Source organism: Pseudomonas gorinensis, from assembly GCF_042015035.1.
Taxonomy (GTDB): domain Bacteria; phylum Pseudomonadota; class Gammaproteobacteria; order Pseudomonadales; family Pseudomonadaceae; genus Aquipseudomonas; species Aquipseudomonas gorinensis.
The window spans coordinates 5,342,677-5,367,135 of sequence record NZ_CP167125.1; the positions used below are offsets into that span (position 1 = coordinate 5,342,677).

Below are 24,459 nucleotides of genomic sequence, written 5' to 3' on the forward strand. Positions count from 1 at the left end.
CCCGATGGCGACCGTCAGAATGGTGATTGGCGGGGAAGGCGCTGGGACAACTCATCGAGCAGCTTCTGCTCGCGCTTGTCTTCAATGGCCCGCGCTTCATCGATATAGCGCTGCACCAGCTTGCGCAACCCTTCTACCCGGGCATAGGCCGCTTGCCAGCTCTCGCGGGCCTTGTCGAGGTTGTTCTGGTGCCAGGCCAGGCTCTGGCGCTGCTGGCCGACGGCGGTTTCAAGCTGGTTGAGAAAGCCCTGGTAGCCCATCAGCCACTGCCCGGACACGCCCTTGGTGCCGCGCTCGATCCACTGCTGCTGGTACTCGCCGCGAAAGCGCTCCAAGTCGCCCAGTTTGCTTTCCGCCAGGCGCACCTGGCCCTGGAAGTAACCCAGGCGCTGCACGGCGGTTTTCTCGGCTTTTTCAGCCATCTCCACCACCGGGGCCAGACGTGACGAGCGACTACTGGCCATGGCTTAGCCGCCTGGCGCGGGGGCGAAGATGGATTGCAGGTGCGCTTCGCTTTCGCCCATGCTGATGTTGTCGTTGAGGCCCTGGCGCAGGTAGGTCACCAACTGCGGCTGCAGGGCGATCGCCAGGTCGGTCTCACGATCGCCGCCGGCCACGTAGGCGCCGACGCTGATCAAATCACGGCTCTGTTGATAGCGCGACCACAGTTGCTTGAACTGCTGGGCGCGCGCCATATGCTCCGGCGTGACCACCGACGGCATCACCCGGCTGATCGACGCTTCGATATCGATGGCCGGGTAGTGCCCCTCCTCCGCCAGGCGCCGCGACAGCACGATGTGGCCGTCAAGCACGCCCCGCGCCGAGTCGGCAATCGGGTCCTGCTGGTCATCGCCTTCGGACAATACGGTGTAGAACGCGGTGATTGAGCCCCCGCCCGCTTCGGCGTTACCGGCGCGCTCCACCAGCTTGGGCAGCTTGGCGAACACCGACGGCGGATACCCCTTGGTGGCCGGCGGCTCGCCGATGGCGAGGGCGATTTCCCGCTGGGCCTGGGCGAAACGTGTCAGCGAATCCATCAGCAACAGGACATTCTTGCCCTTGTCGCGAAAATACTCGGCGATGCGCGTGCAGTACATGGCGGCGCGCAAACGCATCAGCGGCGCATCGTCCGCAGGCGAGGCGACCACCACTGAGCGCTTGAGGCCCTCTTCACCGAGGCTGTGCTCGATGAACTCCTTCACTTCCCGGCCCCGCTCGCCGATCAACCCCACCACGATGATGTCGGCCTCGGTAAAGCGGGTCATCATGCCGAGCAACACCGATTTACCCACGCCGGTACCGGCGAACAGACCCAGGCGCTGGCCGCGACCGACCGTCAATAAACCGTTGATGCTGCGAATGCCCACGTCAAGCGGCTGGCTGATGGGGTTGCGGTTGAGCGGGTTGATGGTGGGGCCGTCCATCGGCACCCAGTCCTCGGCTTTCATACCGCCCTTGCCGTCCAGCGCGCGACCGGCACCGTCGAGTACGCGGCCGAGCATGCTCATGCCCATGGGCAGGCGACCGGTATCGGCCAGCGGCACCACGCGGGCGCCGGGGGCAATGCCCGCCAGGCTGCCGACAGGCATGAGGAAAATCTTGTTGCCGGAGAAGCCCATCACTTCAGCTTCGACCTGCACCGGGTGGTAGCTGTCGTCGTTGATCACCAGGCAGCGGCTACCCATGGCGGCCCGCAGGCCCTCGGCTTCGAGGGTCAGGCCGACCATGCGCAACAGGCGCCCTTCAAGGATCGGTTGGCCGGGCAACTCGGTGGCCTCGGCATAACCGCCGAGGCGCTTGGCGAAGCTGGTGCGATCAAGGCGCATCGGAGGCGTCCAGCTCAACACTCAGGTCAGGCTCGGCCGGGTGCAGGGCTTGTTCGTGGAGTTGATCGAAGAGCTTGGCCATGATCTGGCTGATGCGGGTTTCCACCGTGGCATCGATGCGGCTGTGCTCGGTCTCGACACGGCAACCACCGGGCAGCAACGCCGCATCTTCGACGATGCGCCAGGTTTCTTCGTGGCGCTCGCGCAGGGCTTTGACCTGCTCGAAATCCTGCGGGTTGATGTACAGCCGCACATTGCCGACGCCCAGGGGCAGCAGCTTGAGGGCTTCGCGCATCACACCCTCGATCTGGCTGGAGTCCAGCGCCAGTTCGCGCTGGATCACCTGGCGGGCGATGTGCTGCACCAGGCCGACCATGGCTTTTTCGATCTGCGAATCCTGCTCGGCGATGGGGTCGAACAGGCTGCCCATCAGGCGTTCCAGGCTGGTCAACTTGACGCTCAACGCGGCCTCGGCTTCCTGGCGCACCTTGAGGGTGGTGCTGCGAAAGCCGTCTTTTTCGCCGGCGGCAAAGCCTTCGTTGTAGGCTTCCTGGCGGATGCTTTCCAACTCTTCCAGGGTCAGCGGCTGGACTTCCTCCAGCGGCACTTCTTCCATTTCCGCCGGCAGTTCCTCGACCGGTTCAGGCTCGGGTTCCGGCACGTGCGGGTCGAAGCTGGGCAACGACCAGATGTCGAACCCGCCCACGTCCCGCGCGCGAATCAGATCGCTGGGCGTCTCATCTTTGCTCGACATGTGGGGCGCCTTAGATCATTTCTTCGCCGCCCTTCCCGCCGAGAACAATTTCTCCGGCTTCGGCCATACGGCGGGCAATCGTGAGGATTTCCTTCTGGGCGGTTTCCACGTCGCTGACGCGCACCGGGCCCTTGGCTTCCAGGTCGTCGCGCAACAGTTCGGAGGCGCGCTTGGACATGTTCTTGAAAATCTTCTCCTTGACGCCTTCGTCCGAGCCCTTGAGGGCCAGCACCAGCACGTCGGAGGAGACTTCACGCAGCAACGCCTGGATGCCACGGTCGTCGACATCGGAGAGGTTGTTGAACACGAACATGAGGTCTTCGATCTGGCCGGACAGGGTGTCGTCGATCTCGCGGATCGAGTCCATCAACTGGCCTTCGACCGAGCTGTCGAGGAAGTTCATGATGTCGGCCGCGCGCTTGATACCACCCAGGGTGGTGCGCGAGGCATTGGAGTTGCCCGAGAACTGCTTCTCGAGAATCGTGTTGAGTTCTTTCAGCGCCGCTGGCTGCACGGTGTTCAACGACGACACGCGCAGGATGATGTCCAGCCGGACCTTGTGGTCAAAATGGCCGAGCACTTCACCGGCCTGGTCCGGGTCGAGGTACGCCACCACGATCGCCTGGATCTGCGGGTGCTCGTAGCGGATCACGTCAGCCACGGCGCGCGGCTCCATCCACTTGAGGCTGTCGAGGCCGCTGGTGTTGCCGCCCAGCAGGATGCGGTCGATCAGGCCGTTGGCCTTGTCTTCGCCCAGGGCCGAGGTGAGCATCTTGCGGATGTAGCTGTCGGAACCGACGCCCAGGCTGGTCTGGTCGCCGACGATCTCGACAAACTCGCTCATCACCTGTTCGACTTGCTCACGGTGCACATTGCGCATCTGCGCCATGGCCACGCCCACGCGCTGAACCTCTTTGGGCCCCATGTGACGCAACACTTGGGCGGCGTCGGTTTCACCCAGGGACAGCAGCAGGACTGCGGCTTTGTCGACTTTGGTGAGCTTGGCAACGGCGGCTCGATTATCACTCATCTGCGTTAATCCACTCTTTCACGACCTGGGCCACACGGCCCGGGTCTTCTGCCACCAGACTCTTGATTGCGTTCAACTGAGCGTCATAGCCTTCGCTCGGGCTAGGCAACAGGATGCTTTGCGGGCCGCCGAGGCTGACACGGTCGTTGGCCAGTTCACCATCCAGGCCGCCCATGCCACCCAACTCGACGTCGCTGCCACCGAAGGCGGCCAGTTGTTTCTTGCCATGGCCGGTGATGTTGTTGAGCACCGGACGCAGCACACCGAACACCAGCACCAGGATGAACAGCACACCCAACACTTGCTTGACGATGTCCCAGAACCACGGCTGGGTGTAGAACGCCGGGTCGGCGATGACTTCGCCGCGCTCGGCAGAGAACGGCATGTTGATCACGCTGACGCTGTCACCCCGGCTGGCGTCGAAACCGACAGCGTCCTGCACCAGGCGAGTGAAGCGCGCCAATTCGTCGGCGCTCCACGGCGCGCGAGTCACAGCACCGTCAGCGGCGTTGACCTTGACCTGGTCATCCACGACCACCGACACCGACAGGCGATTGATCCGGCCCTGCTGTTGCTTGGTGTGGCTGATGGAGCGGTCGAGTTCGAAGTTCTTGGTGGACTGGTTACGCTTGTCCGCCGGGTAAGGCGCGAGCATTGGCTGGCCGGTGGCCGGGTCCATGATCTGTTGGCCATTGGCGTCCAGCAGTGGCTGGCCTGGGGCGATGGCGCCCGCGGTCGCCGCAGCGCCGCCCGTGGTTTGCGGCGCCGAGGCCGGGGATGGCGGTTGGTTGCTCAGGGCCCCCGGCACACCTTGCGGGCCATTGCTGGCGGTGCGTTGTTCGCTGGTGGACTGCTCGCTGCGCAGGGCCGGCTGGTCCGGGTTGAACTGCTCGGAGGTCGACTCGACGGCACTGAAGTCCACATCGGCCGACACTTCAGCCTTGTAGCGGTCGTTGCCCAGCACCGGCTGCAGAATATTGTGCACGCGCTGGGTGAGCATGCTCTCCATGCGGCGGCTGTAGTCAAACTGCTTGCCGGCCTGGGTCAGCGCGGAGTTTTCCGCCATGTCGGACAGCAGGTTGCCCTTCTGGTCCACCACGGTGATCTGCGACTTGCTCAATTCGGGAACGCTGGTGGCCACCAGGTTGATGATCGCCAGCACCTGGCCAGGCTCCAGGGAGCGGCCGGAGAACAGCTCGACCAACACCGAGGCACTGGGCTTGCGTTCGTCACGCACGAACACCGAGCTCTTCGGGATCGCCAGGTGCACGCGGGCACCCTTGACGTTATTCAGGCTGGAGATGGTACGCGCCAGCTCGCCTTCCAGGCCACGACGGTAGCGGGTGGCCTCCATGAACTGGCTGGTCCCCAGGCCCTGGTCCTTGTCGAGGATTTCAAAACCGATATTGCTGTCGGACGGGGTCACGCCGGCGGCGGCCAGCTTCATGCGCGCACGGGCCACGTCATCGGACTTGACCAGCAAGGCGCCGGAGTTGGGCTCGACGGTGTAGGCGATGTCGGCGGCGGCCAGGGTTTCCATGATCTGCTTGGAATCCATGCCGGCCAGGCTGCCATACAGCGGACGGTAATCAGGTTGCTGCGACCACAACACCACGGCAAAACCAATCGCCACGCTGGCTGCCAGGCCGACCATCAGGCCCACCTGACGCAACATGGTCATTTCGGAGAGGTTTTCCAGGAACGACAGGCCAAACAGCGGCGGTTTGCCGTCTGCCTTGGCGGGTACGTTGTCCACGACTGCTTCTGCCATGACTTAAATCTCGTCCTTAAACCGGCATCTGCATGATGTCTTGATAGGCTTGCACCAGCTTGTTACGGACCTGGGTCAACGCCTGGAACGAAACGCTGGCCTTTTGCGAGGCGACCATCACATCGGTGAGGTCCACGCCGCTCTTGCCGATCTCGAACGCGGTGGCCAACTGGTTGGAGGCTTGCTGGGTATCGCTGACTTTATTGATTGCCTTGCCGAGCATATCGGCGAAACTGCTTTGGCCCAATTCCGGCGCTGGCGCGACGGATTTCGGCTGAGCCATGGCATCCATTTGCATGGAGCGCATATCCAACATCAACCGATTGAACTCAATACCCTGGCTCATGACCTTCTCTCCGACAACCCGCAATTTTTTGACACTACGCAGCGATTACTGGGGAGGTAGCAACAAGGGTGCCAGCTCTGTAGCAACTCGTAAGAAAAGGCGACAAACCTTGTCAGTCTCGTTACGGATCAGGTGGCAAAAAGATACGCTTCCACGTCCATACCAGCATCGCGCATCTGCGCCAGCTTGTAGCGCAGGGTGCGCGGGCTGATGCCCAGGCGTTCGGCAGCCTCCTTGCGACGGCCGCGCTCGGCACGCAGGGTGTCGATGATCATCTGGAATTCGCGGCGCCGCAGGTCGTCACCCAGGGCACCGGCAGACTCGGCTTCGGCGACGACCGGAGCGGGCGCCAGGCTCGGCAGCGGCGCGGCGCCACTGCCCATGGCCAGGCAGAAATCCTGAGGCTGGATCAAGCCGCCCTGCTGCAAAATCAGCGCGCGCTGGATTGCGTTGTCCAATTCCCGCACGTTGCCGGGCCATGGGTAGCTGATCAAGCAGGCCTGGGCATCGGCCGACAGCCGCGCCTGGGCGTGCTTCATTTTTTTGACGTGGTTGTTCAGCAGCCGCTCGGCCAGCGGGAGGATGTCTGCCGGGCGTTCGCGCAACGGGCGCCAGGCCAGGGGGAACACCGAAAGCCGATAGAACAAGTCCTCACGGAAACGCCCTGCCGCCACTTCGCCCGCGAGGTCGCGGTTGGTCGTGGCGATCACACGGATATCCAGCTGGATCGGCTTGCGTGCGCCGACCCGCTCCACTTCACGCTCCTGCAACACCCGCAGCAACTTGGCTTGCAGGCCCAGGGGCATTTCGGAAATTTCGTCGAGCAGGAGGGTGCCGCCGTCGGCTTGCTCGAACTTGCCGGGCTGGGCCGCGATGGCGCCGGTGAACGAGCCTTTTTCATGGCCGAACAGCGTCGCTTCGAGCATGTTGTCGGGGATCGCGGCGCAGTTGATGGCGATAAACGGTTGCTTGGCGCGGCTGGATTGCTGGTGGATATAGCGCGCCAGTACCTCCTTGCCGGTGCCGGACTCGCCGGAAATCAACACCGTGGAGTCACTGCGCGCCACGCGGGCCGCCAGCTCCAGCAATTGGGCACTGGCCGGCTCGAAGGCAATCGGACCTTCGCCGTCGGTGGCCGGGATCACACCCAGGGCATGCCGGGCGACCAGTTCGATCAGCGCCTTGGGTTCGAATGGTTTGACCAGGTAGTCCGCCGCCCCTTGGCGCATGGCGTCCACCGCCCGCTCCACCGCGCCATGGGCGGTCATCAGCAACACCGGCAACTGCGGCTGACGCGCACGCAGCAGGCCGAGCAACTGGTGGCCATCCATGCCAGGCATGTTCACGTCGCTGACCACCAGGCTGAAGGACTCCTGCTCGACGGCCTCCAAGGCGTCCTCGGCAGAACCGACCGCCCGGTAGTCATGGCCCGCCAACAGCAGCGTGTCAGCCAATGCCTCACGCAGGGCGCGATCGTCTTCCACCAATAAAACCTTGATAGCCATTGCTCTTTACTCCGCGCTTGCCGCGCTGACAAACAGCGGCAAGGTCATCAATGCACAGGTGCCGCGCCCCAGGTGGGAACGCAGCTGCAATTCTCCCTGATGAGCCCGCGCCACTGCCTTGACCACGGTCAGGCCGAGGCCCGTGCCGTTGGTCTTGGTGGTGAAAAAAGGTTCACCCAGGCGCCGCAGCACCGCCGGCTCGATGCCACTGCCGCTGTCGCTGATACACAGGCGCAGGGTTTGCTCGCGCGTATACAAGTGCACCTTGAGCCGTGCGCCGGGGCCGCTGGCCTGGGTGGCGTTTTCGATCAAGTTGAGCAAGGCGCCCACCAGGGTGTCGCGATTGCACAGCAACTCGCCGAGGTGGCTGTCGCACTGCCAGCGCACATTGGCTTCCTGGATATGGGTGGCTGCCGCCGCCTGCAACGACTGCATCAACCCCGACGGCGTGATGCGGTCGGTCAGCGGCAATTCGCCGCGGGCAAACACCAGCATGTCGCGCACCTGGTGCTCCAGTTCATGCAAGCGTTCCTTGAGGCGCCCGGCAAAACGCTGCTGGGTGGCCGCGGGCAATTGCTCATCAGTCAAATGGCTGGCGTAGATCAACGCGGCCGACAACGGCGTACGGATCTGATGCGCCAAAGAAGCGACCATCCGCCCCAGGGACGACAACCGCTCATGCCGCGCCAACTGGTCTTGCAGGTGACGGGTTTCAGTCAGGTCGTTGAGCAGCACCAGCTGGCCGGGCTCCGCGTCCAGGGAGCGGGTGGCAATGGACAGGCGGCGCCCGTCCTTGAGGGAGATTTCATGACCGTCGTCTTCGCGCGGCGCGAAGCAGCGGGTGATCACTTCACGCCACAGCTCGCCCTCCAGCGGCAGGCCTAGCATGTCGCAGGCGGCCGGGTTGGCTTCGCGCACGCGACCCTGGTCGTCAATGACGATCACGCCGCCGGGCAACAGGTCGAGCAGGTTTTGCAGACGGTTGGCCAGGCGCTCTTTCTCGGCCAGCTCTTCCATGCGCTGGGCACTGACCACGGCCAGCTCACCCTTGAGCTCGGAGACCCGAGCCTCCAGCAGGCTGTAGGAATCAGTCAGTTGGCTGGACATCTGGTTGAACAGCGAAAACGCCTGCTCCAGGCCCTGGCGGCTCTGTTGCTCTACAGACGGGACAAGTCCCTGGAGATCAGGGACCGAAGTTAGTTGGGCGGCGTGGGGCATCATGCTCTCTCGCTTGGCTGACCGTCAGTTAAACGGAACGTTGCGAGGGCTGTAGCAATACCCGTGCCTAAAAAAAACCACCTATAAAACAGTGGCTTGAAAAACAGGCGTCAATCATCTGCCTGTTCATCACCTTCTCGACGACTCATACCGTACTTGCGCATCTTCTCCACCAGGGTGGTTCGGCGGATGCGCAGGCGCTCGGCGGCACGGGCGACGATGCCGTTGGCGTCGTCGAGGGCCTGCTGGATCAACCCTTGTTCCAGGTTGCCCAGGTAGTCCTTCAGGTCCAGGCCTTCCGGCGGCAACATGGCGGTAGCACCGAAGTCCGGGGTATGCCCGTTGATGGCGACCCGTTCTTCCAGGTCACTGCGCAGGCTGTCCACCAACTGCTCGTCTTCATCGTCGACGTAACGGAATTTTTTCGGCAGCTCGACCACGCCGATCACACCGTAGGGGTGCATGATCGCCATGCGCTCCACCAGGTTGGCCAGTTCGCGGACGTTGCCCGGCCAGCCGTGGCGGCACAGCGACATGATCGCGGCGGAGTTGAAGCGAATCGAGCCGCGCTTTTCGTGCTCCATGCGCGAGATCAGCTCGTTCATCAGCAACGGGATGTCTTCCACGCGCTCACGCAACGGGGCCATCTCGATCGGGAAGACGTTGAGGCGGTAGTACAAGTCTTCGCGGAAGCTGCCGACCTCGATCATGCTTTCGAGGTTCTTGTGGGTGGCCGCGATGATGCGCACGTCCACGCTCTGGGTCTTGTTGCTGCCAACGCGCTCGAAGGTGCGTTCTTGCAGCACGCGCAGCAGCTTGACCTGCATCGGCAGTGGCATGTCGCCGATTTCGTCAAGGAACAGGGTGCCGCCGTTGGCCAGTTCGAAACGCCCGGCACGGCTGGTGATAGCCCCTGTAAAGGCGCCCTTCTCATGGCCGAACAGTTCGCTTTCGAGCAGCTCTGCAGGAATTGCCCCGCAGTTGACCGGCACGAATGGCCCGTCGCGGCGCTTGGAGTGATAGTGCAGGTTGCGCGCGACCACTTCCTTGCCGGTGCCGGACTCGCCGAGGATCAGCACGCTGGCGTCGGTATCGGCCACTTGCTGCATCATCTGGCGCACGTGCTGGATCGCACGGCTGGTGCCGACGAGGCTGCGGAACAGGTTGGGCTCACGGTGGCGACCGCGTTCGCGGGCCTGGTCGTACATCTCGCGATAGACCTGGGCGCGGTGCAGGGAATCGAGCAATTTGCTATAGCTGGGCGGCATTTCCAGGGTGGAAAGTACACGGCGGCGCTGGTCTTCCGGCAGGTCGACAGAAGAAATATCGCCCATTAGCAACACCGGAAGGAACTCATCCCAGGTTGACAGTGTCTTTAACAAGCCCAGAACTGCACCAGGAGCGTTTACCGTCCCGATCAGCACACAAATGACTTCACGGCTCGATGACAATGAGCTGACCACCTGCTGCCAATCGTGGCTACCGCAGGGCAGATTTTCTTCGCCAAGAAAATTCAAAATCACCGCCAGGTCGCGGCGACGGACGCTATCGTCATCAATCAGCAGAATTTTGGTTTCACGCCACATGCAATAGCAACTTCCCTAGTAAACGCTCTGCCCCAGAGTGAGGGCAATCTAGACGCTTGTAAGACTTCTTACTTACTAGACGTCTGAAATCTGAAAACAGCACTAGTTAAGTCAAAAATGCTGGCACAGTCAAATATATGACGCGCCGTTCGGATTAACTGCGCCCGTTCAACCGAACAGATGGTAAACCTTTGACGCCTTTTTCGCTTGGTTGATCTGCGACATCTCTTCGAAAATCGCCTGGCGTTCGCCGGTCGTCACTTCCAGCAACTGCTGATAAACCGCGAGCAGGCTCTCCAGTTTCTCTCGCAACGCATCCTCGTCCACCGGCGCTTCGCTCAGCACCTCCTCGATCACACTGCGACAGCCCATATCCAGTTCGCCGATGGCGTCCCAGTTACGTTCCGCCAGCGCGTCGATCAAGGCGTCGCGGGTTTCATCAATGCGTTGCAGTGCTTGGCTCATGACGAGTTCCTCAAGGCCGATGGCCTTATTGTGCGGCACCCTGCGGTGCGGCAATGGCATCCCAGCCTTCTTTTACGGTAATCAGCAGACGAGCGACTTCGTCGATCATCTCGGCATCGTTGTGCAGGTTGGCCTGCATCAAGCGGTTGGTCATGTACACATACAGACCTTCCAGTTGCTGGACGTATTCCTTGTTGTCGCTTTTTTCCGCATCGAGGCCATCACGCAGGCCGATCAGGATGTCGGTGGCCTTACCCAGCATCAGGCCCTTCTGAGCGATATCGCCACGCGCCAGCGCCCCCTTGGCTTGCGCCATGCGGTCCAGGCCGCCTTCCATCAGCATCTGCACCAGGCGATGCGGGCTGGCTTCGGAGATCTGGGCATGGGAATTGACCTTCTGGTATTGGCGAAGGGCTCTCATGGGATTCATTTTCTACCTCGTGACAGGCAACAGCTGGAAGGATTGCAGTAACCATTATGTCGACCGGGTCGCAAAAAACTTTAACCCAGCGGCTCTACAAAGAACAAAGCCCAGGTCAACGGACCCGGGCTTTTTCAGGCGCAGTCAATCAACTGCTGCTGCTTTTTGAGCCACTGATTGCATTGAGCGTACCGAGAATACTGGTGCTCTGCTGACGCAACTGCGCTACCAGCGTATCCATGGCGGTGTACTTGCGGGTCAAGGCGTCCTGCATGGTGGTGAGACGGTCATCCAGATCGGTCTGCTGCTTGGTCAGGTCTTTCAGGCTGTCGGCCAACGAGGTGGTACGCGTGGCCAGAATCCCGGTGCTCGGCTTGGCATACGCGTCGGTAGCGGCCGTCAGGCGCGCCAGCAAGCCAGTCTTGCCGCTGAAGATACTGTTGATGTCAGCGGCATTGGTCAGCACCGCCTTATCCCACTGCTTGCTATCGATGCTCAGCGCGCCGGTATCCTGATCGGTTGTGACACCGAACTGCGCCAGGGACTTCAAGGTGCCGTTCCCCGAAAGCGCGTTGAACTCGTTGCGGATCGCCGACTGCAAGGTGCGCATGGTCGAGTCGCCGGTCAGGGTCGCGGCGATGGAGTTACCCGCGGCGTCCTTGGTGACCTTGGTCTCGGCGTTCATGGCCTTGAGCAGGGCGTTATAGCTGTCGACAAAGCCCTTGACCCCGGACTTCAGCGCGGTGGCGCTGGTAGTGACCGAGATGGTCATGGCGGTACGAAGCGGGTTGGTTGTATTCGGATCGTTGGCCGTGACCGTAGGCGACAGCGACAGCAACTTGATGCTTACCCCACTCACCGCATCCGTGATGCTGTTGGACTTGGACTCCGCCGCAATGCCATCGATGGTGTACTTGGCGTTCTGAGGCGCGCTGACTACCGTGTAGCCAGTATCAATCCCAGAGTTGCCCGACATCGTCAGGTCCGAACCGACCCCGCTATTGGTGGAGGTCAGGATCAGACGCGAACCGGTGGAGTCGGTGAGGATGTTGGCACTCAGGCCGGCGGTGCCGAACGTGGAGTTGATCGAATCACGCACCTGTTGCAGTGTCGCGCCTGCCGGCACACTCAAATCAAAGTTCTTGCCCGACTGCGTGATTGTCAGCGTTGTCGCCGTGGTGCCGGCGTTGACGACTGTCGACTGGCCACCGGCAAACGTTTTGGTCGATAGCTTCGAAGGCATGGCCAGCTGGTTGACGATCAGCGAGAAGCTGCCGTTCGCTGCACCTTGGTTGGCCGTCATGGTGGCGACTTTTTCATCCGAAGAGGTACCGGTCAAGCCACTGAAGCTGTTGTCGGTGCCCATGCTGGTCAGCGCACCACGGAAGGCGTCCAGGGCAGCCTGGATCTTGCCGATCGACGACAGCTGGGTAGTTGCCTTTTGCGATTGGGTATTGATCTGCGACTGTTTCGGCGCTCGCTCGGCATCTACCAGGGACTTTACAATTGCCTGGGTATCGAAGCCCGACCCCACGCCAGTAATCGTTGTACCCGCCATCATCTTTCTCCTTTTACGGTGGCTGCCGTTATCTTGACGAACAACACTTCAAGCCGTAACAGCAACAAGTTTCATGCCAGCTCAAGCCTTGTCGTCAAACAACACGTGACTGGCGCTGGACAGACTTTGTGCCAGCTTCAAGGCCGTTTCCGAGGGGATCTGGCGGATCACTTCACCGGTGTCGGTGGCAATGACCTTGACCACAACCCTATGGGTGGAAGCGTCAATGGAAAAATCCAGATTGCGCTGGGCCGCTTGTACGAATTCTTTAATATCGGTGACCGCTTTTTCCAGATCGTCCTTTTGAGACTTACCGGTGGCTGGCGCGGCCGGCTCAACCTTAGTCTTATCTTTGTCAGCAACCACAGGTGCCACAGTGCCTTGAGGGGCCTGTAGCGGATAAGACAAGTTCAGTTTTACATTCATGTCCATGCCCAATCTCCTCTGATTGGAAAAGACGAAAGGGCACGTAAACGCGCCCTCCCGTCATTTACCCAGCGCTGTGATTACTGAAGCAGCTTCAGTACAGCGGATGGCAGTTGGTTAGCCTGCGACAGGATCGCAGTGGAAGCCGACTGCAGGGTTTGCTGCTTGGTCAGTTCAGCGGCTTCGGAAGCGAAGTCGACGTCCTGAACAGTACTACGGGCAGACGTGGTGTTTTTCTGAATGTTGGTCAGGTTATCCACAGTGCTGGTCAGACGGTTCTGAACCGCACCCAGGCCCGAACGGGAGCTGGAGATGGTAGCGATAGCCTGGTCGATTACAGACACTGCGTTCTGGGCCTTGGTGGCGTCAGTCACGTCAGTCTGCGAAACCGTAACCTTGGCCGAAGCAGCCGAAGTAGCGGCGCCGAAGAGACCGGTCACACCAGCACCTTCCAGGGAGTAACCCTTGGAGGAGTTCATGTTCACAGCACCGGTAGCGATGATGCCGTCAGCCAGGGCAGTGGCAGTACCGTAGGCACCGGAACCGTCTTTGGTCGCAACAGTGATGGTACCGGCAGCGGTCGAAGCGCTGAAGGCCAGGTTTTCACCGGTGTCGGATTTAACCGACAGAGTGCCTTTGGATTCATCGTAGTTAACGCTGATACCCAGTTTGGCGGAGTTGGACTTCAGTTGCTCAGCCAAGCTGCCGGTATCGGTTACGCCGATGAACGTGGTGGCTTGGCCGCCAACGGTCATGGTGAACGAAGCCGGAGCAGCAGCAGCACCCGCGCCGACAACGAACTGAGCTTCAGTGCTGGCAGTAGCGCTCAGGCCACCGACGGCGCCATTCAGTTGGGCAGCGATGGTTTTAGCGGAAGCAGCGGCAGCTACGGTTACGTTGGTAGTCTGACCGTTACCAGTCACAGCGATTGCGCCACCAGCAACACCAGCACCAGGGGTGATGCCCAGGCTGTTGATCTGCTGCGAACCGATGTTGTTGGCAGCAACGTTGTCCAGGCTTACGTTGATGGTTTCGTTAGCGTTGGCGCCAACCTGGATAGCTTTGGTACCGTAAGAGCCGTCCAGCAGTTTCTGGCCACCGAAAGTAGTGGTTTGCGAGATACGGGTCAGTTCCGAAGTCAGAGCCTGGTATTCGTCGTTGTTCGACTTACGGTCGTCGGTGCTCAGGGAGCCAGTAGCCGAAGACAGAGCCAGGGTACGCATTTTTTGCAGAATGTCGGTCGAAGCCTGCATTGCGCCTTCAGCGGTTTGCGCGATGGAGATACCATCGTTAGCGTTCTTCACTGCTTGACCCAGGCCATTGATTTGGCTAGTCATGCGAGTAGCAATACCCAAGCCGGCAGCGTCGTCTTTAGCGCTGTTGATACGCAGGCCGGAAGACAGGCGCTGCATGGAAGTGGCCAGGGCGCCGCCAGCTTTGTTCAGGTTGCCCTGGGTAGTGATCGAAGCAATGTTGGTGTTTACTGTTAAAGCCATGACGAAATCCTCGTTGGATGGATACTGCGGCTTCCGGCCCTGGCAACCGCCGGGTGTGGCCTGAGAACCTACGTAATAGTTATCGTCGTGGTAGGCGGTTGCTTGAGCCTTTTTTTTATTTTTTTTACTGGCCTCGTGCCATCCCTTGTAATTCAAGGCTTTAGGCTGACTTTTCCCACCGGATTTTCTGGTTTTTTTGGCGCCAAATAAAAAACGCCGATGATCTTTCGATCATCGGCGTTTGCTTTTGCGGCGAACTCAGTCTACCGACGCGTCACGGACGATGCAGAATCGCCGAGCCCCACGACAGGCCCACGCCAAAACCGCTGATGGCCACGCGCTTCCAGGTAGCGTCCATCACGTGCTTCTCCAGCAGCAATGGAATACTCGACGACACGGTGTTACCGGTCTCGACCATATCCTTGATGAACTTGTCCACCGGGGCATCCTCGAAACGCCGCGCCACGGCATCGACAATCGCCGCACTGCCCTGGTGAATGCAGAACGCATCGATGTCGTCGGCCTTGAGCTGCGACTCATCGAGCAGCTCATGCAGGTGTGCCGGCACCTTGAGCAATGCGAAGTTGAACACCTGGCGGCCGTTCATGAAGAACACGCCATCACTGACCTTCAGGTGCGGCGCGCCGGAACCGTCGGTGCCGAACTTCGCCTTGCCCAGCAACCACGACGCGTCTTCGCCCATCCACGTGGCAGTGGCGGCATCGCCGAACAGCATGGTGGTGTTGCGATCTTCCGGGTCGACAATCTTGGAGTACGGATCGGCCGTGACCAGCAGGCCGTTTTTCAGGCCGGTGGCTTCCATGAAGCCTTTCATTGCGTAGATACCGTAGACGTAGCCCGAGCAGCCCAGGGAAATATCGAAGGCCGCCACGTGGGTCGGCAGGCCCAGCTTGTCCTGGACGATGGCGGCGGTGTGGGGCAAACCCTCTTCGTCGCCGTTCTGGGTGACGACGATCAGTGCGTCGATGGACTCGCGCTTCAAATCCGGGTTGTTGGCAAACAAAGCGTTGACCGCCTCGACACACAGGTCGGAGGTTTCCTGCGCAGCTTCCTTGCGCGGCAGAAACGCCGACCCGATCTTGCCAATGATGAACTCTTCATCCTTGGCGAATTTGGCACCCTGGGCGTAGTTATCGATCCCGTCTGCCGGCACGTAACTGGCGATGCTTTTTATGCCAATCATTGTGGCTTCCCAATACTAAATAGCTGGAGAACACCCCTCGGACGACGCCTGGAGTGCTGGACAATAAAGGGGATAACCCCATAAAAATCTCGCTGAAAGCCGCCCCGCAAGGACCCTGTGACGACTTATCCTTTTCACACGATACAGTGAAGATGCGCTTTATGACTCACAGGTCACTCAATTGTGTGTGCTTTGTGCAAAACCTTCAAACAATTAAACCCCAGAAACGAAAACGGCCCGCCCTGTTTCCAGAGCGGGCCGCTTGGCTAGACGCCGCTTACATCTTGTTGAACAGGCTCAACTGGGAGATTTTGACGAACGCCAATTGCGAGGCCTGCAACATGGTTTGCTGCAGCGTCAGATTGATCGCCGCCTCGCCCATATCGATGTTGGCCAGGTCACTCATGGTGCTGGTGTTGGCCAGGCCGATACTGGTGTTTTCGTCAGACTGGATGTCCAGGGCGTTGCCCCGCGCACCGATGGAACCCCGCACGTTGGTGATCTGCGACATTGAATTGGCCAGGTTGGCGATGGAAGCATCCAACACGTCCTTGAGCTTGACGGTCGCCGCCGGATTGCCGTCGGCGGGCAGCTCCAGCGCCTTGCGCAATTGGCCAAGGGTGTCCAGCGCATTCTGGGTTTTCTGGGTATTGGCCCCCACGGAAAACTGATCGCCCGCTTGCGGCGTCCCGCCGCTGATGTCAAAGGTCACCCCGGCCGCGGTCAAGGTTGTCCCGCCGCCGGTATCACCGGTGGCAATGGGCCTGCTATTGGCGGTGTAGGGCTGGGTATACATCTCATAGGCGGTGGCGCTGGTGAACTTGATCAGCGCCCCGCTGTTGGTCGGGAACGTGCTGGCATAGCCCGCCTGGCTGGACACGGTGGCATTGTTCAATTGTGCCGTGGACGCGTTGCTCGGCGTGCGCGAGATACTGAAGGTATCCGGCTTGGCTTCCAGGCTGAACGAACGATCCTTGACCAGCGCATCGGAGTTGGCGCCCGGAGCAACGTCGCCGAGGTTCATGGTGATGTCGAACTTCACCCCACGCAGCGCCACGCTGGTGCTGCCTTCCTTGGTGGCGTCGAAGGTACCGTTGCCGGCAATCTCCGAAGTCACGTCAGTGCCGTTCTTATCGGACACCTTGTATTGAGTACTGCTGGTAAAGGTCAGCTTGTACGGCTCGCCGTCGGCGAACTTACTGGCGTAGTCGGAGCTCGACGTCACCAGCCCGGCCGACAGCGCAACCTTGTTGTCATTGACCGTCGGCGGCACCGTCTGGGGCACAGGTGCAAGCCACGTGGCCTGGGTGCGACTGGAGTTGGCAGCGCCCTCCAGAACCGTCTTGCCGGTATCGCCAGCGTTGACCGTCAACGTATTCGACACTTGCAGGCTCAGCGGCGTTTCGTCGCCCTGATAGCTGTAGGTGCCATCATTGTTACGGCTGTAGGGCGGGGTCTGGGTCTTGGAACCGGAAAACAGGTAGTTGCCGGAAGAGTCCTTGCTGTTGAGCAAGCCCAGGACCTGATCCTCGATCGCCCCCACTTCACTGGCAACCGAGCGACGGTCGGCGTCGCTCAACGAACCACCGGCACGCAGGGCCAACTGAGTGGCGCGCTGCAAGGCATCGTTGATCGCGCCGAGCACGCTTTCTTCGTTGGTCAGGGAGTTTTTCAGGCTGGTGATATTGCCGTTGAACTGGCCCAGCATGTCTTTCTGCTGTTGCAGCAACAGCAAGCGCGCGGCGGCGACCGGATCATCCCCGGCGGTTTGCACACGCACACCGGAACTGGCCTGGTCCTGAGCCTTCACCACGCTGGAATAGTTGTCCGAATACTTGGCGGAACTGGTTTCGAAATATTGAGCAGTAGAAATACGCATCGTCCCAGACTCCCTTAAAGACTATTGATCAATGTACTGAAGGTTTCTTGCGCAGCCTTGATGATCTGCGACGACGCCGTGTAGTACTGCTGGAACTTGATCATGTCGCCCGCTTCTTCATCCAGGTTGACCTGAGACACCGAGTTGCGCGCGTCCTGGTTGGCCTTGAGCAATGCGCCGGTTGCCGTGGTGTCGGTAATGGCCGAAGCGGCCTTGGCACCCACGGTCGAGACCAGGCGGCTGTTGGCCGTCACCAGGCTCACACCACCGCCACTGCCATCGGCCAGGCCGACCGAGGCCTTGGTTTGCAGGTCCAGCAATGCCAGGGCATTGCGGTTATCCGAGCGGCCCGCGGCGTTGAACGAGAACGAGGTGCTGTCACCGTCGGCAGGCGAGCCGCCGACCGTAGTATCGAAACTGAAGCTCTGTGCCGGGGTGAGCAAGGTCCCGCTGGCATCCCGCATCGGTACGGCGACCGTAATCTTGTTGCCTTGGCCTGGAACGATGGTGCCGGTACCAATCGGGTTACCCTGGGCATCGTTGAGCGTGTACGGCTGAGTGCCGTCGGTGGCCGGCTTGCCGAATACCATCTTGACCGGCATCGAGTGTTCAATCCCGGTACGCAGCTGAGCGGTCGCCGCGCCGCCATCGATGTCGATCGGCACCGTCAGGCTCGGCGGGGTAAAGGTGCCAGTGCCCTGGTTGGTCTTGCTGCCCTCGCCCAGCAAAGGCCCGGCGAATGCAATTTTATTGGCGTCGGTCAGTTGGGTACCGATACCGGTGGCACCGTTGGCGGTCGGGCTGACCTTGAAAGTGTCACCCGCGGCCACTGGGCCTTTGCCGTCCAGGGCCAGGGTAAAACCATCAATCACCGGCGGCGGCGTGGTGGTGGTGTCAAACGCGCCCATGGCCTTGCCGTCGGAACGCGTCACCGTGTAGTTATTGCCACTGCTGAAGGTGACTTTATAGTCGTAGGTCGACAGCTTGCTGGTGTCGCTGATGCTGACATTCAGGTTACCGGAACCGGCGCTGTTGCCCGCCGCGCCTTGGCTGCGCTGCGAGATGGCGACAGCGCTGTTGACGTCCTTGAACAGGGACACGCCGAAGTCGCCGTTCAAATCCAGGCCTTGGCCGAGCTGGCTGTTGACGGTATCGGCGGTGGCGATGGCGATACGCCCCAAATCATTGATGGCCGGCATCAAGGCGTCACTGCGATAACGCAACAGGCCACCGATGCTACCGCCACTGAGCACATTGCCCAGGTCGATCGAGGTTCCGCCACCCGCATTGAGCTGGATGGTGTACTGGCTCGGGTCGTTTTGGCTCGGCACTGCCGAAATGGTGCTGGACTGGTCGCCCAACACCAGGGACTGCCCGGTGCCGGTACTGACGCTGAATATCCCGTTCTTTTCGCTGGCGGTGACCCCCACCAACTCATTGAGCGAACGTACCGCTTCGTTACGCGCATCCAGCAGGTTGGCCGGCGCCGTGGTGGTTGAGCCTTGGGCCTGGGTGATCTGCTTGTTGAGCGAGGCGATCGACGAGGTCAATTGGTTGACCTGATCGCTCATGGTGCCCAACTGGCCGTTGATCGATTCTTTCTGCTGGTTGAGCTGGCCGGAGATCGCGTTGAAACGGTTGCTCAGGGTCTGGGCGCTGGTCAACAGCACTTGTCGGGCAGAAACGTCGCTGGGGTTGGACGCGGCGGTCTGCACGGCGGAGAAGAACGCCCCCAGCACCGAGGACATGCCGGTGGTCTTGTCCGACAAGGTCTTGTCGATGGCGCTCGCCTGGCTCGAATAGGCCTTGGCATCGTTATTGAGTGCCGTGCTGTTCTGGTAAGCCGCGTCCAGGAATTCGTTATATACCCGACGCACATCGGCCAGGGTGGTGCCGCTACCGATGTATACGCCGCCGTAGGGGTTCGACGCGTTCGCGTTCTGGGTGGTCTGCTGACGCGAATAGCCCGAGGTGTTGGCGTTGGCGATGTTGTTACTCAAGACCGACAACGATCCTTGAGCGGCGTTAAGCCCCGACATCCCGATATTGAGCAAACTCATGGTGGTTCAGACCTTATAAATGAGTGGTCGCGCCCGCGGCAGCGTAATTCTGGTAACTGTCCATCGTTTTGGCGATCTGCGAAATCTTGCTGGCATAGGCCGGGTCGGTTGCGTATCCGGCTTTTTGCAACTCGCGTACAAACTGTTCGGGGTTATCGGCCGATTTCACAACTTCTTTATAGCGATCATTGCTTTGCAGCAACGTCACCAGGTCATGGAAGCTGTCCTGGTAGGAGTCGTAGGAACGGAACTGCGCCGTCTCCTTGACCATCGCCCCATCACGAAACTCGCTGGTGATCGCGCGGGCCTGGCCGCCCTGCCAACTCTTGCCGGCCTTGATGCCGAACAGGTTGTGGCTGCTGCTGCCGTCCTCGGCGCGCATCACCGATTTGCCCCAGCCGGTTTCCAGGGCGGCCTGGGCCACCAAGTACTTTGGATCGACGCCGATACGTGCTGCCGCGGCCTTGGCCATCGGCAACATGGTGGCGACGAATTCATCCTGGGAACTGAAGGCTTTCTTCGCCGGCGCCAACGGTGGCTGGGCCACGGCGCGACCGTAGACCTGCATGCGTCCGCTCGGTACGGCAAACGTGCGCGCGGTGCTGTTGACCACGCTGTCGTCGGCGGCACTGTTACGCAGCGGTGCGTTTTTAGCATCGATCGCGACCGGCGCGGTCGGCACGATGCCAGCGAGCAGGCGGTCGGTCAGCTTGCTTGGCAGGGCAATACGACGCTGGTTCATCAGCGCCATATCGTTGGCGTGGGCGCTGGCGCCCTCGGGCACCGCCACGCGGTACGCCCACAGCGGACGCTGGCCATTGGAGCGACCCAGCGGGCCATCGGCCTTGGTGCCAGCGGCGATTTCCGTCGGCACATCGACCTTCTTCGCCGCGTCTGCCGCCGCCGGCCCCTGCAAGGTGGCCGCCTGGGCGTCCACCGGTTTGTTCTTCTGCATCTGGCGCATCAGCACGTCGGCCAGGCCGATACCGCCACCTTCGCGGGACATGGAGACCGCCAACTGCTGGTCGTACATTTCCTGGTATTGCTTGGCGGCCGGAGTGTTCAGCGGGTTGTCCTTGCCCAGGGCCTCGGTGGCCGAGCGCATGGACTTGAGCATCTCGCTCAAGAACAACGACTCGAACTCCTGCGCCACCTTGCGCATGTTGCCTTCGCTGTTCTTGTCAGCACCGACCTTGAGCTGGTTAAGCCGGTTCAGGTCGGAGTAAGAGCCCGAGTCCGCCGTGCTGGTCAGCCCGCTTTTGCGCATATCCATGGCCATGGCCTCAGATCACGATCAGGTCGGCTTGCAAGGCGCCGGCCTGTTTCAAAGCTTCGAGGATCGCCATCAAGTCGCCGGGCGCTGCGCCCACCTGGTTCACCGCGCGGACAATCTCATCCAGGGTCGTACCAGGGCCGAACTTGAACATCGGCTTGGCTTCTTGCTGAGCGTTGACACGGGAGCGCGGCACCACGGCGGTCTGGCCGTTGGACAGCGGCCCAGGCTGGCTGACGATCGGGTCTTCGGTGATGGTCACGGTCAGGCTGCCGTGGGTCACGGCCGCTGGCGAAACCTTGACGTTCTGGCCGATCACAATCGTACCGGTACGCGAGTTGATGATGACCTTGGCCACGGCCTGGCCGGGGTCGACCTCAAGGTTTTCCAGGATCGACAGGTAGTCGACGCGCTGGCTCGGATCGAGCGGCGCAGTGACACGAATCGAACCGCCATCGATCGCCTGGGCGACGCCAGGGCCAAGCATGTCGTTGATCTTGTCGACCACGCGCTTGGCGGTGGTGAAGTCGGAACGGTTGAGGTTCAAGGTCAGGCTGTTGCCCTGGTTGAAACCACTGGGCACGGTGCGCTCAACCGTGGCGCCGCCGGGGATGCGACCGGCCGACGGCACGTTCACCGTAATCTTCGAACCATCACGCCCCTCGGCGTCGAAACCGCCAACCACCAGGTTGCCCTGGGCGATGGCGTAGACGTTGCCGTCGATACCCTTGAGGGGGGTCATCAACAAGGTGCCGCCCCGCAGGCTTTTCGAGTTACCAATGGACGACACGGTGATGTCCACCACCTGGCCTGGCTTGGAGAACGCCGGCAAGTCGGCGCTGATCGACACCGCCGCGACGTTTTTCAACTGCACGTTGCCCGAACCCGCCGGCACCTTGATGCCGAACTGCGAGAGCATGTTGTTGAAGGTCTGCAAGGTGAATGGGGTCTGGGTGGTCTGGTCACCCGTACCATTGAGCCCCACCACCAGGCCGTAGCCGATCAACTGGTTGGAACGCACGCCGGAAATGCTGGCGATGTCTTTCAGGCGCTCGGCCTGGGCGACTGCGCTCAGGCATAACAACAGTGCCGCTGCCATCAGCTGTTTGACGTTCAAAGTGGCCACCTAGAAAGGGAACAGCGGGCTAAGGAAGAAACGGTCGAACCAGCCCGGCTGACTCGCATCAGCAAACGAACCCGTACCCGAGTAGGTAATGCGCGCATCGGCAATCCGTGTCGACGGCACGGTGTTGTCGGTGGAAATATCATCGGCGCGGACCATGCCGGCAATGCGCACCAGCTCGTCGCCGGTGTTGAGGGTCATCCACTTTTCACCGCGTACGGCGATGATGCCGTTGGGCAATACATCGGCCACGGTCACGGTGATCGAACCGGTCAGGCTGTTGCCCTGCCCCGCCGAACTCTTGCCGTTGGTGGCGCGGTCACCGCTGTAGCCTGCGCTCAGGCTCAAGTCCCCGCTGCCCAGGGGGTTATTGGTGTTCGGTACAGCACCAAACAACGAAGTCAGGCCAATGCCGGTCTTGCTGGTCTTGCCCACCTGCGAGTTGGCATTCTTGCTGGCCGTGGTCTTCTCGTTGAGGGTGATGGTGATGATGTCACCGACCCGGAACGCCTTGCGGTCGCTGTACAGGTTCTGTTCGAAACCGGCCTGGTAGATCGAGCCATTATTGGCCGCAGCCGGCAGCGGCGTGCGTGGCAACACCGGCGCGTAGTACGGGTCATTGGGTTTTGGCGTCGGGGCGACACAGCCCGCGAGCACGGCAATCCCACTCAATGCCAGAACGGAAACATAGCGATTCATGACCCTAACCTCACGGTGTTGCAGGCGCTCTCAGGAGCGCCCCATAGACTTGATTACAGATTCTGCGTAACGAACGAAAGCATCTGGTCAGCGGTGGAAATCACCTTGGAGTTCATCTCGTAGGCGCGCTGAGTGGTGATCATGTTGACCATCTCTTCAACCGTGCTGACGTTGGAGGTTTCCAGGGTGCTTTGCAGCGTGGTGCCGAAACCGTTCAGGCCAGGGGTGCCGATTTGCGGCGCGCCGCTGGAGGCGGTTTCCAGGAACAGGTTGTTACCAATGGCTTGCAGGCCGGCCGGGTTGATGAAATCGGCGGTTTGCAGGTTGCCGATCACTTGCGACGCCGGGTTACCCGCCACCGTAATGGACACGGTGCCGTCGTTACCGACGGTGAACGTTTGGGCGTTGGCGGGCACGACAATCGCCGGTTCCAGGGCAAAACCGTTGGCGGTGACGACCTGGCCATTGGCGTCCAGGTGGAACGTGCCGTCTCGGGTGTAGGTGGTGGTGCCGTCCGGCTGCAGGATCTGGAAAAACCCTTTGCCGTTGATCGCCATGTCCAGCGGCTGGCCGGTTTGCTGCAAGTTACCGGCGCTGAAGTTCTTTTGGGTGCCGACGATCTGCACACCGGTACCCAGTTGCAGGCCAGACGGCAGTTCGCTGTCCTGGGTCGACTGGGCGCCAGGCTGCTTCTTGATCTGGTAGAGCAGGTCCTGGAACTCGGCGCGATCACGCTTGAAGCCCGTGGTCGACACGTTTGCCAGGTTGTTGGAAATGGTGGTCAGGTTGGTGTCCTGGGCGGACAGGCCTGTTTTGGCAACCCATAGAGCCGGAAGCATGCTGTTCTCCTTCGTGCGCCTGTTTGTTGGCGCTGTGCTGCAAAATTAGTGTGGGTGATGCCGCTATCAGCTCATCGCCAGAACGCGGGTCATGGCCTGGTCGTCTTCTTTGGCGCTGTTCATCATCTTGATGTGCAGCTCGAATTGCTTGGAAAGCGCCAGCACCGCAGTCATTTCTTCCACCGCGTTGACGTTGCTCGCTTGCAGGAAGCCCGAGGTCAGCTTGACGCTCGCATCGGCCTGGGCCGGCTGGCCATCCTTGGTGTGGATGGTGCCGTCGAGGCCTTTGGTCATGTTCTTGAGGTCCGGCTGGACCAGCTTGATGCGGTCCACTTCCGCCATCACCCGTGGGCCTTCGCCCATGGCGCGGATGCTGACGGTGCCGTCGGCGCCCACTTCGATTTTCTGCTGGGGCGGCACGGCAATCGGGCCACCGTTGCCCATGATCGGCATACCGTTGCCGGCCCGCAGCACGCCCAGCGCATCCACATTCATGCTGGCGCTGCGCACGTAGGCTTCGCCACCGTCAGGCGTTTGCACCGCCATCCAGCCGTCACCGCTGACCGCCACATCCAGGTCACGACCGGTTTCGATCATGGCGCCCGGCGAGAAGTCGGTGGCTGGCCGCTCGGTCATGGCAAAGGCCCGCGCCGGAAAGCTGTCACCGAACACCGGCATCGAACGGGCCTGCTCCAGGTCACGCTGGAAGCCGTTGGTGGAAATGTTCGCCAGATTGTTGGCATGGGCCTTCTGCGCCAGAGCATTCTGGCTGGCGCCGGTCATTGCCACATAAAGGTACTTGTCCACGCTCTATCCTCTTTCTGACGGACGCTTGCCGCCCACCGCTGTACTGATGAGGCTTAAGCAATTTGCGAACCAACTTTTGAAAAGCGGGAGAAGTGCAGGCGGGGCGGGGGTTTGGCGGCGGGCGTGAATAAATGACGTCCCGGTGGGAGTCGAAAAAACGGCGGACTTATGCC

Annotated in this window: 22 protein-coding genes; all 22 read right to left on the reverse strand. The window is 61.0% G+C overall.

The features are described from left to right. Window positions 1-14: 14 nt before the first annotated feature. Window positions 15-464, reverse strand: coding sequence for a flagellar export protein FliJ (fliJ, locus tag AB7933_RS24135; RefSeq protein ID WP_024076711.1), 450 nt, complete (start codon window positions 462-464; stop codon window positions 15-17). A gap of 3 nt (window positions 465-467) precedes the next feature. After that, window positions 468-1,826, reverse strand: a complete 1,359-nt coding sequence (fliI, locus tag AB7933_RS24140; RefSeq protein WP_024076712.1) for a flagellar protein export ATPase FliI — start codon at window positions 1,824-1,826, stop codon at window positions 468-470. Further along, the gene (fliH, locus tag AB7933_RS24145; RefSeq protein WP_024076713.1) at window positions 1,816-2,580 is read right to left on the reverse strand and encodes a flagellar assembly protein FliH; all 765 of its coding nucleotides are present in this window, start codon (window positions 2,578-2,580) and stop codon (window positions 1,816-1,818) included. The genes fliI and fliH overlap by 11 nt, the downstream gene beginning before the upstream one ends. A gap of 10 nt (window positions 2,581-2,590) precedes the next feature. Beyond that, window positions 2,591-3,610, reverse strand: coding sequence for a flagellar motor switch protein FliG (fliG, locus tag AB7933_RS24150; RefSeq protein ID WP_010563975.1), 1,020 nt, complete (start codon window positions 3,608-3,610; stop codon window positions 2,591-2,593). Then, the gene (gene fliF, locus AB7933_RS24155; protein ID WP_024076714.1) at window positions 3,603-5,381 is read right to left on the reverse strand and encodes a flagellar basal-body MS-ring/collar protein FliF; all 1,779 of its coding nucleotides are present in this window, start codon (window positions 5,379-5,381) and stop codon (window positions 3,603-3,605) included. Before fliF ends, fliG begins: the two co-directional genes overlap by 8 nt. Window positions 5,382-5,397: 16 nt before the next feature. Further along, the gene (gene fliE / locus AB7933_RS24160; RefSeq protein ID WP_024076715.1) at window positions 5,398-5,727 is read right to left on the reverse strand and encodes a flagellar hook-basal body complex protein FliE; all 330 of its coding nucleotides are present in this window, start codon (window positions 5,725-5,727) and stop codon (window positions 5,398-5,400) included. Between the two features lie 128 nt (window positions 5,728-5,855). After that, window positions 5,856-7,232 (reverse strand): sigma-54-dependent transcriptional regulator, encoded by a 1,377-nt coding sequence (locus tag AB7933_RS24165; protein ID WP_024076716.1) that lies wholly within the window; start codon window positions 7,230-7,232, stop codon window positions 5,856-5,858. A 6-nt stretch (window positions 7,233-7,238) separates the two neighbouring features. After that, window positions 7,239-8,450 (reverse strand): sensor histidine kinase, encoded by a 1,212-nt coding sequence (locus tag AB7933_RS24170; RefSeq protein ID WP_041161276.1) that lies wholly within the window; start codon window positions 8,448-8,450, stop codon window positions 7,239-7,241. 110 nt (window positions 8,451-8,560) lie between these two features. Continuing rightward, window positions 8,561-10,036 carry a sigma-54 dependent transcriptional regulator gene (locus tag AB7933_RS24175; RefSeq protein ID WP_024076718.1) on the reverse strand — a complete coding sequence of 492 codons (1,476 nt, stop codon included), beginning with the start codon at window positions 10,034-10,036 and terminating at the stop codon, window positions 8,561-8,563. Between the two features lie 168 nt (window positions 10,037-10,204). Continuing rightward, window positions 10,205-10,501 carry a flagellar protein FliT gene (gene fliT / locus AB7933_RS24180; RefSeq protein WP_024076719.1) on the reverse strand — a complete coding sequence of 99 codons (297 nt, stop codon included), beginning with the start codon at window positions 10,499-10,501 and terminating at the stop codon, window positions 10,205-10,207. 25 nt (window positions 10,502-10,526) lie between these two features. Beyond that, window positions 10,527-10,931 carry a flagellar export chaperone FliS gene (gene fliS, locus AB7933_RS24185; protein WP_024076720.1) on the reverse strand — a complete coding sequence of 135 codons (405 nt, stop codon included), beginning with the start codon at window positions 10,929-10,931 and terminating at the stop codon, window positions 10,527-10,529. 139 nt (window positions 10,932-11,070) lie between these two features. Then, on the reverse strand, window positions 11,071-12,480 hold the full coding sequence (gene fliD / locus AB7933_RS24190) for a flagellar filament capping protein FliD (RefSeq protein WP_024076721.1): 1,410 nt from the start codon (window positions 12,478-12,480) through the stop codon (window positions 11,071-11,073). Window positions 12,481-12,561: 81 nt separating this feature from the next. Continuing rightward, window positions 12,562-12,912, reverse strand: coding sequence for a flagellar protein FlaG (locus AB7933_RS24195; protein WP_024076722.1), 351 nt, complete (start codon window positions 12,910-12,912; stop codon window positions 12,562-12,564). Between the two features lie 74 nt (window positions 12,913-12,986). Then, window positions 12,987-14,402: a flagellin gene (locus AB7933_RS24200; protein ID WP_024076723.1), complete on the reverse strand. Its 1,416-nt coding sequence runs from the start codon at window positions 14,400-14,402 to the stop codon at window positions 12,987-12,989. Between the two features lie 274 nt (window positions 14,403-14,676). Beyond that, on the reverse strand, window positions 14,677-15,606 hold the full coding sequence (locus tag AB7933_RS24205; RefSeq protein ID WP_024076724.1) for a ketoacyl-ACP synthase III: 930 nt from the start codon (window positions 15,604-15,606) through the stop codon (window positions 14,677-14,679). A gap of 277 nt (window positions 15,607-15,883) precedes the next feature. Further along, window positions 15,884-17,485 carry a flagellar hook-associated protein 3 gene (locus AB7933_RS24210; RefSeq protein WP_024076725.1) on the reverse strand — a complete coding sequence of 534 codons (1,602 nt, stop codon included), beginning with the start codon at window positions 17,483-17,485 and terminating at the stop codon, window positions 15,884-15,886. Between the two features lie 14 nt (window positions 17,486-17,499). Then, window positions 17,500-19,545, reverse strand: a complete 2,046-nt coding sequence (gene flgK / locus AB7933_RS24215; RefSeq protein WP_024076726.1) for a flagellar hook-associated protein FlgK — start codon at window positions 19,543-19,545, stop codon at window positions 17,500-17,502. Window positions 19,546-19,558: 13 nt separating this feature from the next. Continuing rightward, on the reverse strand, window positions 19,559-20,824 hold the full coding sequence (flgJ, locus tag AB7933_RS24220) for a flagellar assembly peptidoglycan hydrolase FlgJ (RefSeq protein ID WP_024076727.1): 1,266 nt from the start codon (window positions 20,822-20,824) through the stop codon (window positions 19,559-19,561). A 4-nt stretch (window positions 20,825-20,828) separates the two neighbouring features. After that, entirely contained in the window at window positions 20,829-21,917 is a 1,089-nt protein-coding gene (locus tag AB7933_RS24225) for a flagellar basal body P-ring protein FlgI (protein ID WP_162163609.1), read from the reverse strand. 27 nt (window positions 21,918-21,944) lie between these two features. After that, window positions 21,945-22,640: a flagellar basal body L-ring protein FlgH gene (gene flgH, locus AB7933_RS24230; RefSeq protein WP_024076729.1), complete on the reverse strand. Its 696-nt coding sequence runs from the start codon at window positions 22,638-22,640 to the stop codon at window positions 21,945-21,947. 53 nt (window positions 22,641-22,693) lie between these two features. Continuing rightward, window positions 22,694-23,479, reverse strand: a complete 786-nt coding sequence (gene flgG / locus AB7933_RS24235) for a flagellar basal-body rod protein FlgG (RefSeq protein WP_024076730.1) — start codon at window positions 23,477-23,479, stop codon at window positions 22,694-22,696. 66 nt (window positions 23,480-23,545) lie between these two features. Beyond that, a complete protein-coding gene (locus AB7933_RS24240) occupies window positions 23,546-24,286 on the reverse strand; it encodes a flagellar basal body rod protein FlgF (RefSeq protein ID WP_024076731.1) in 741 nt (246 codons plus the stop codon). Between the last annotated feature and the right edge of the window lie 173 nt (window positions 24,287-24,459).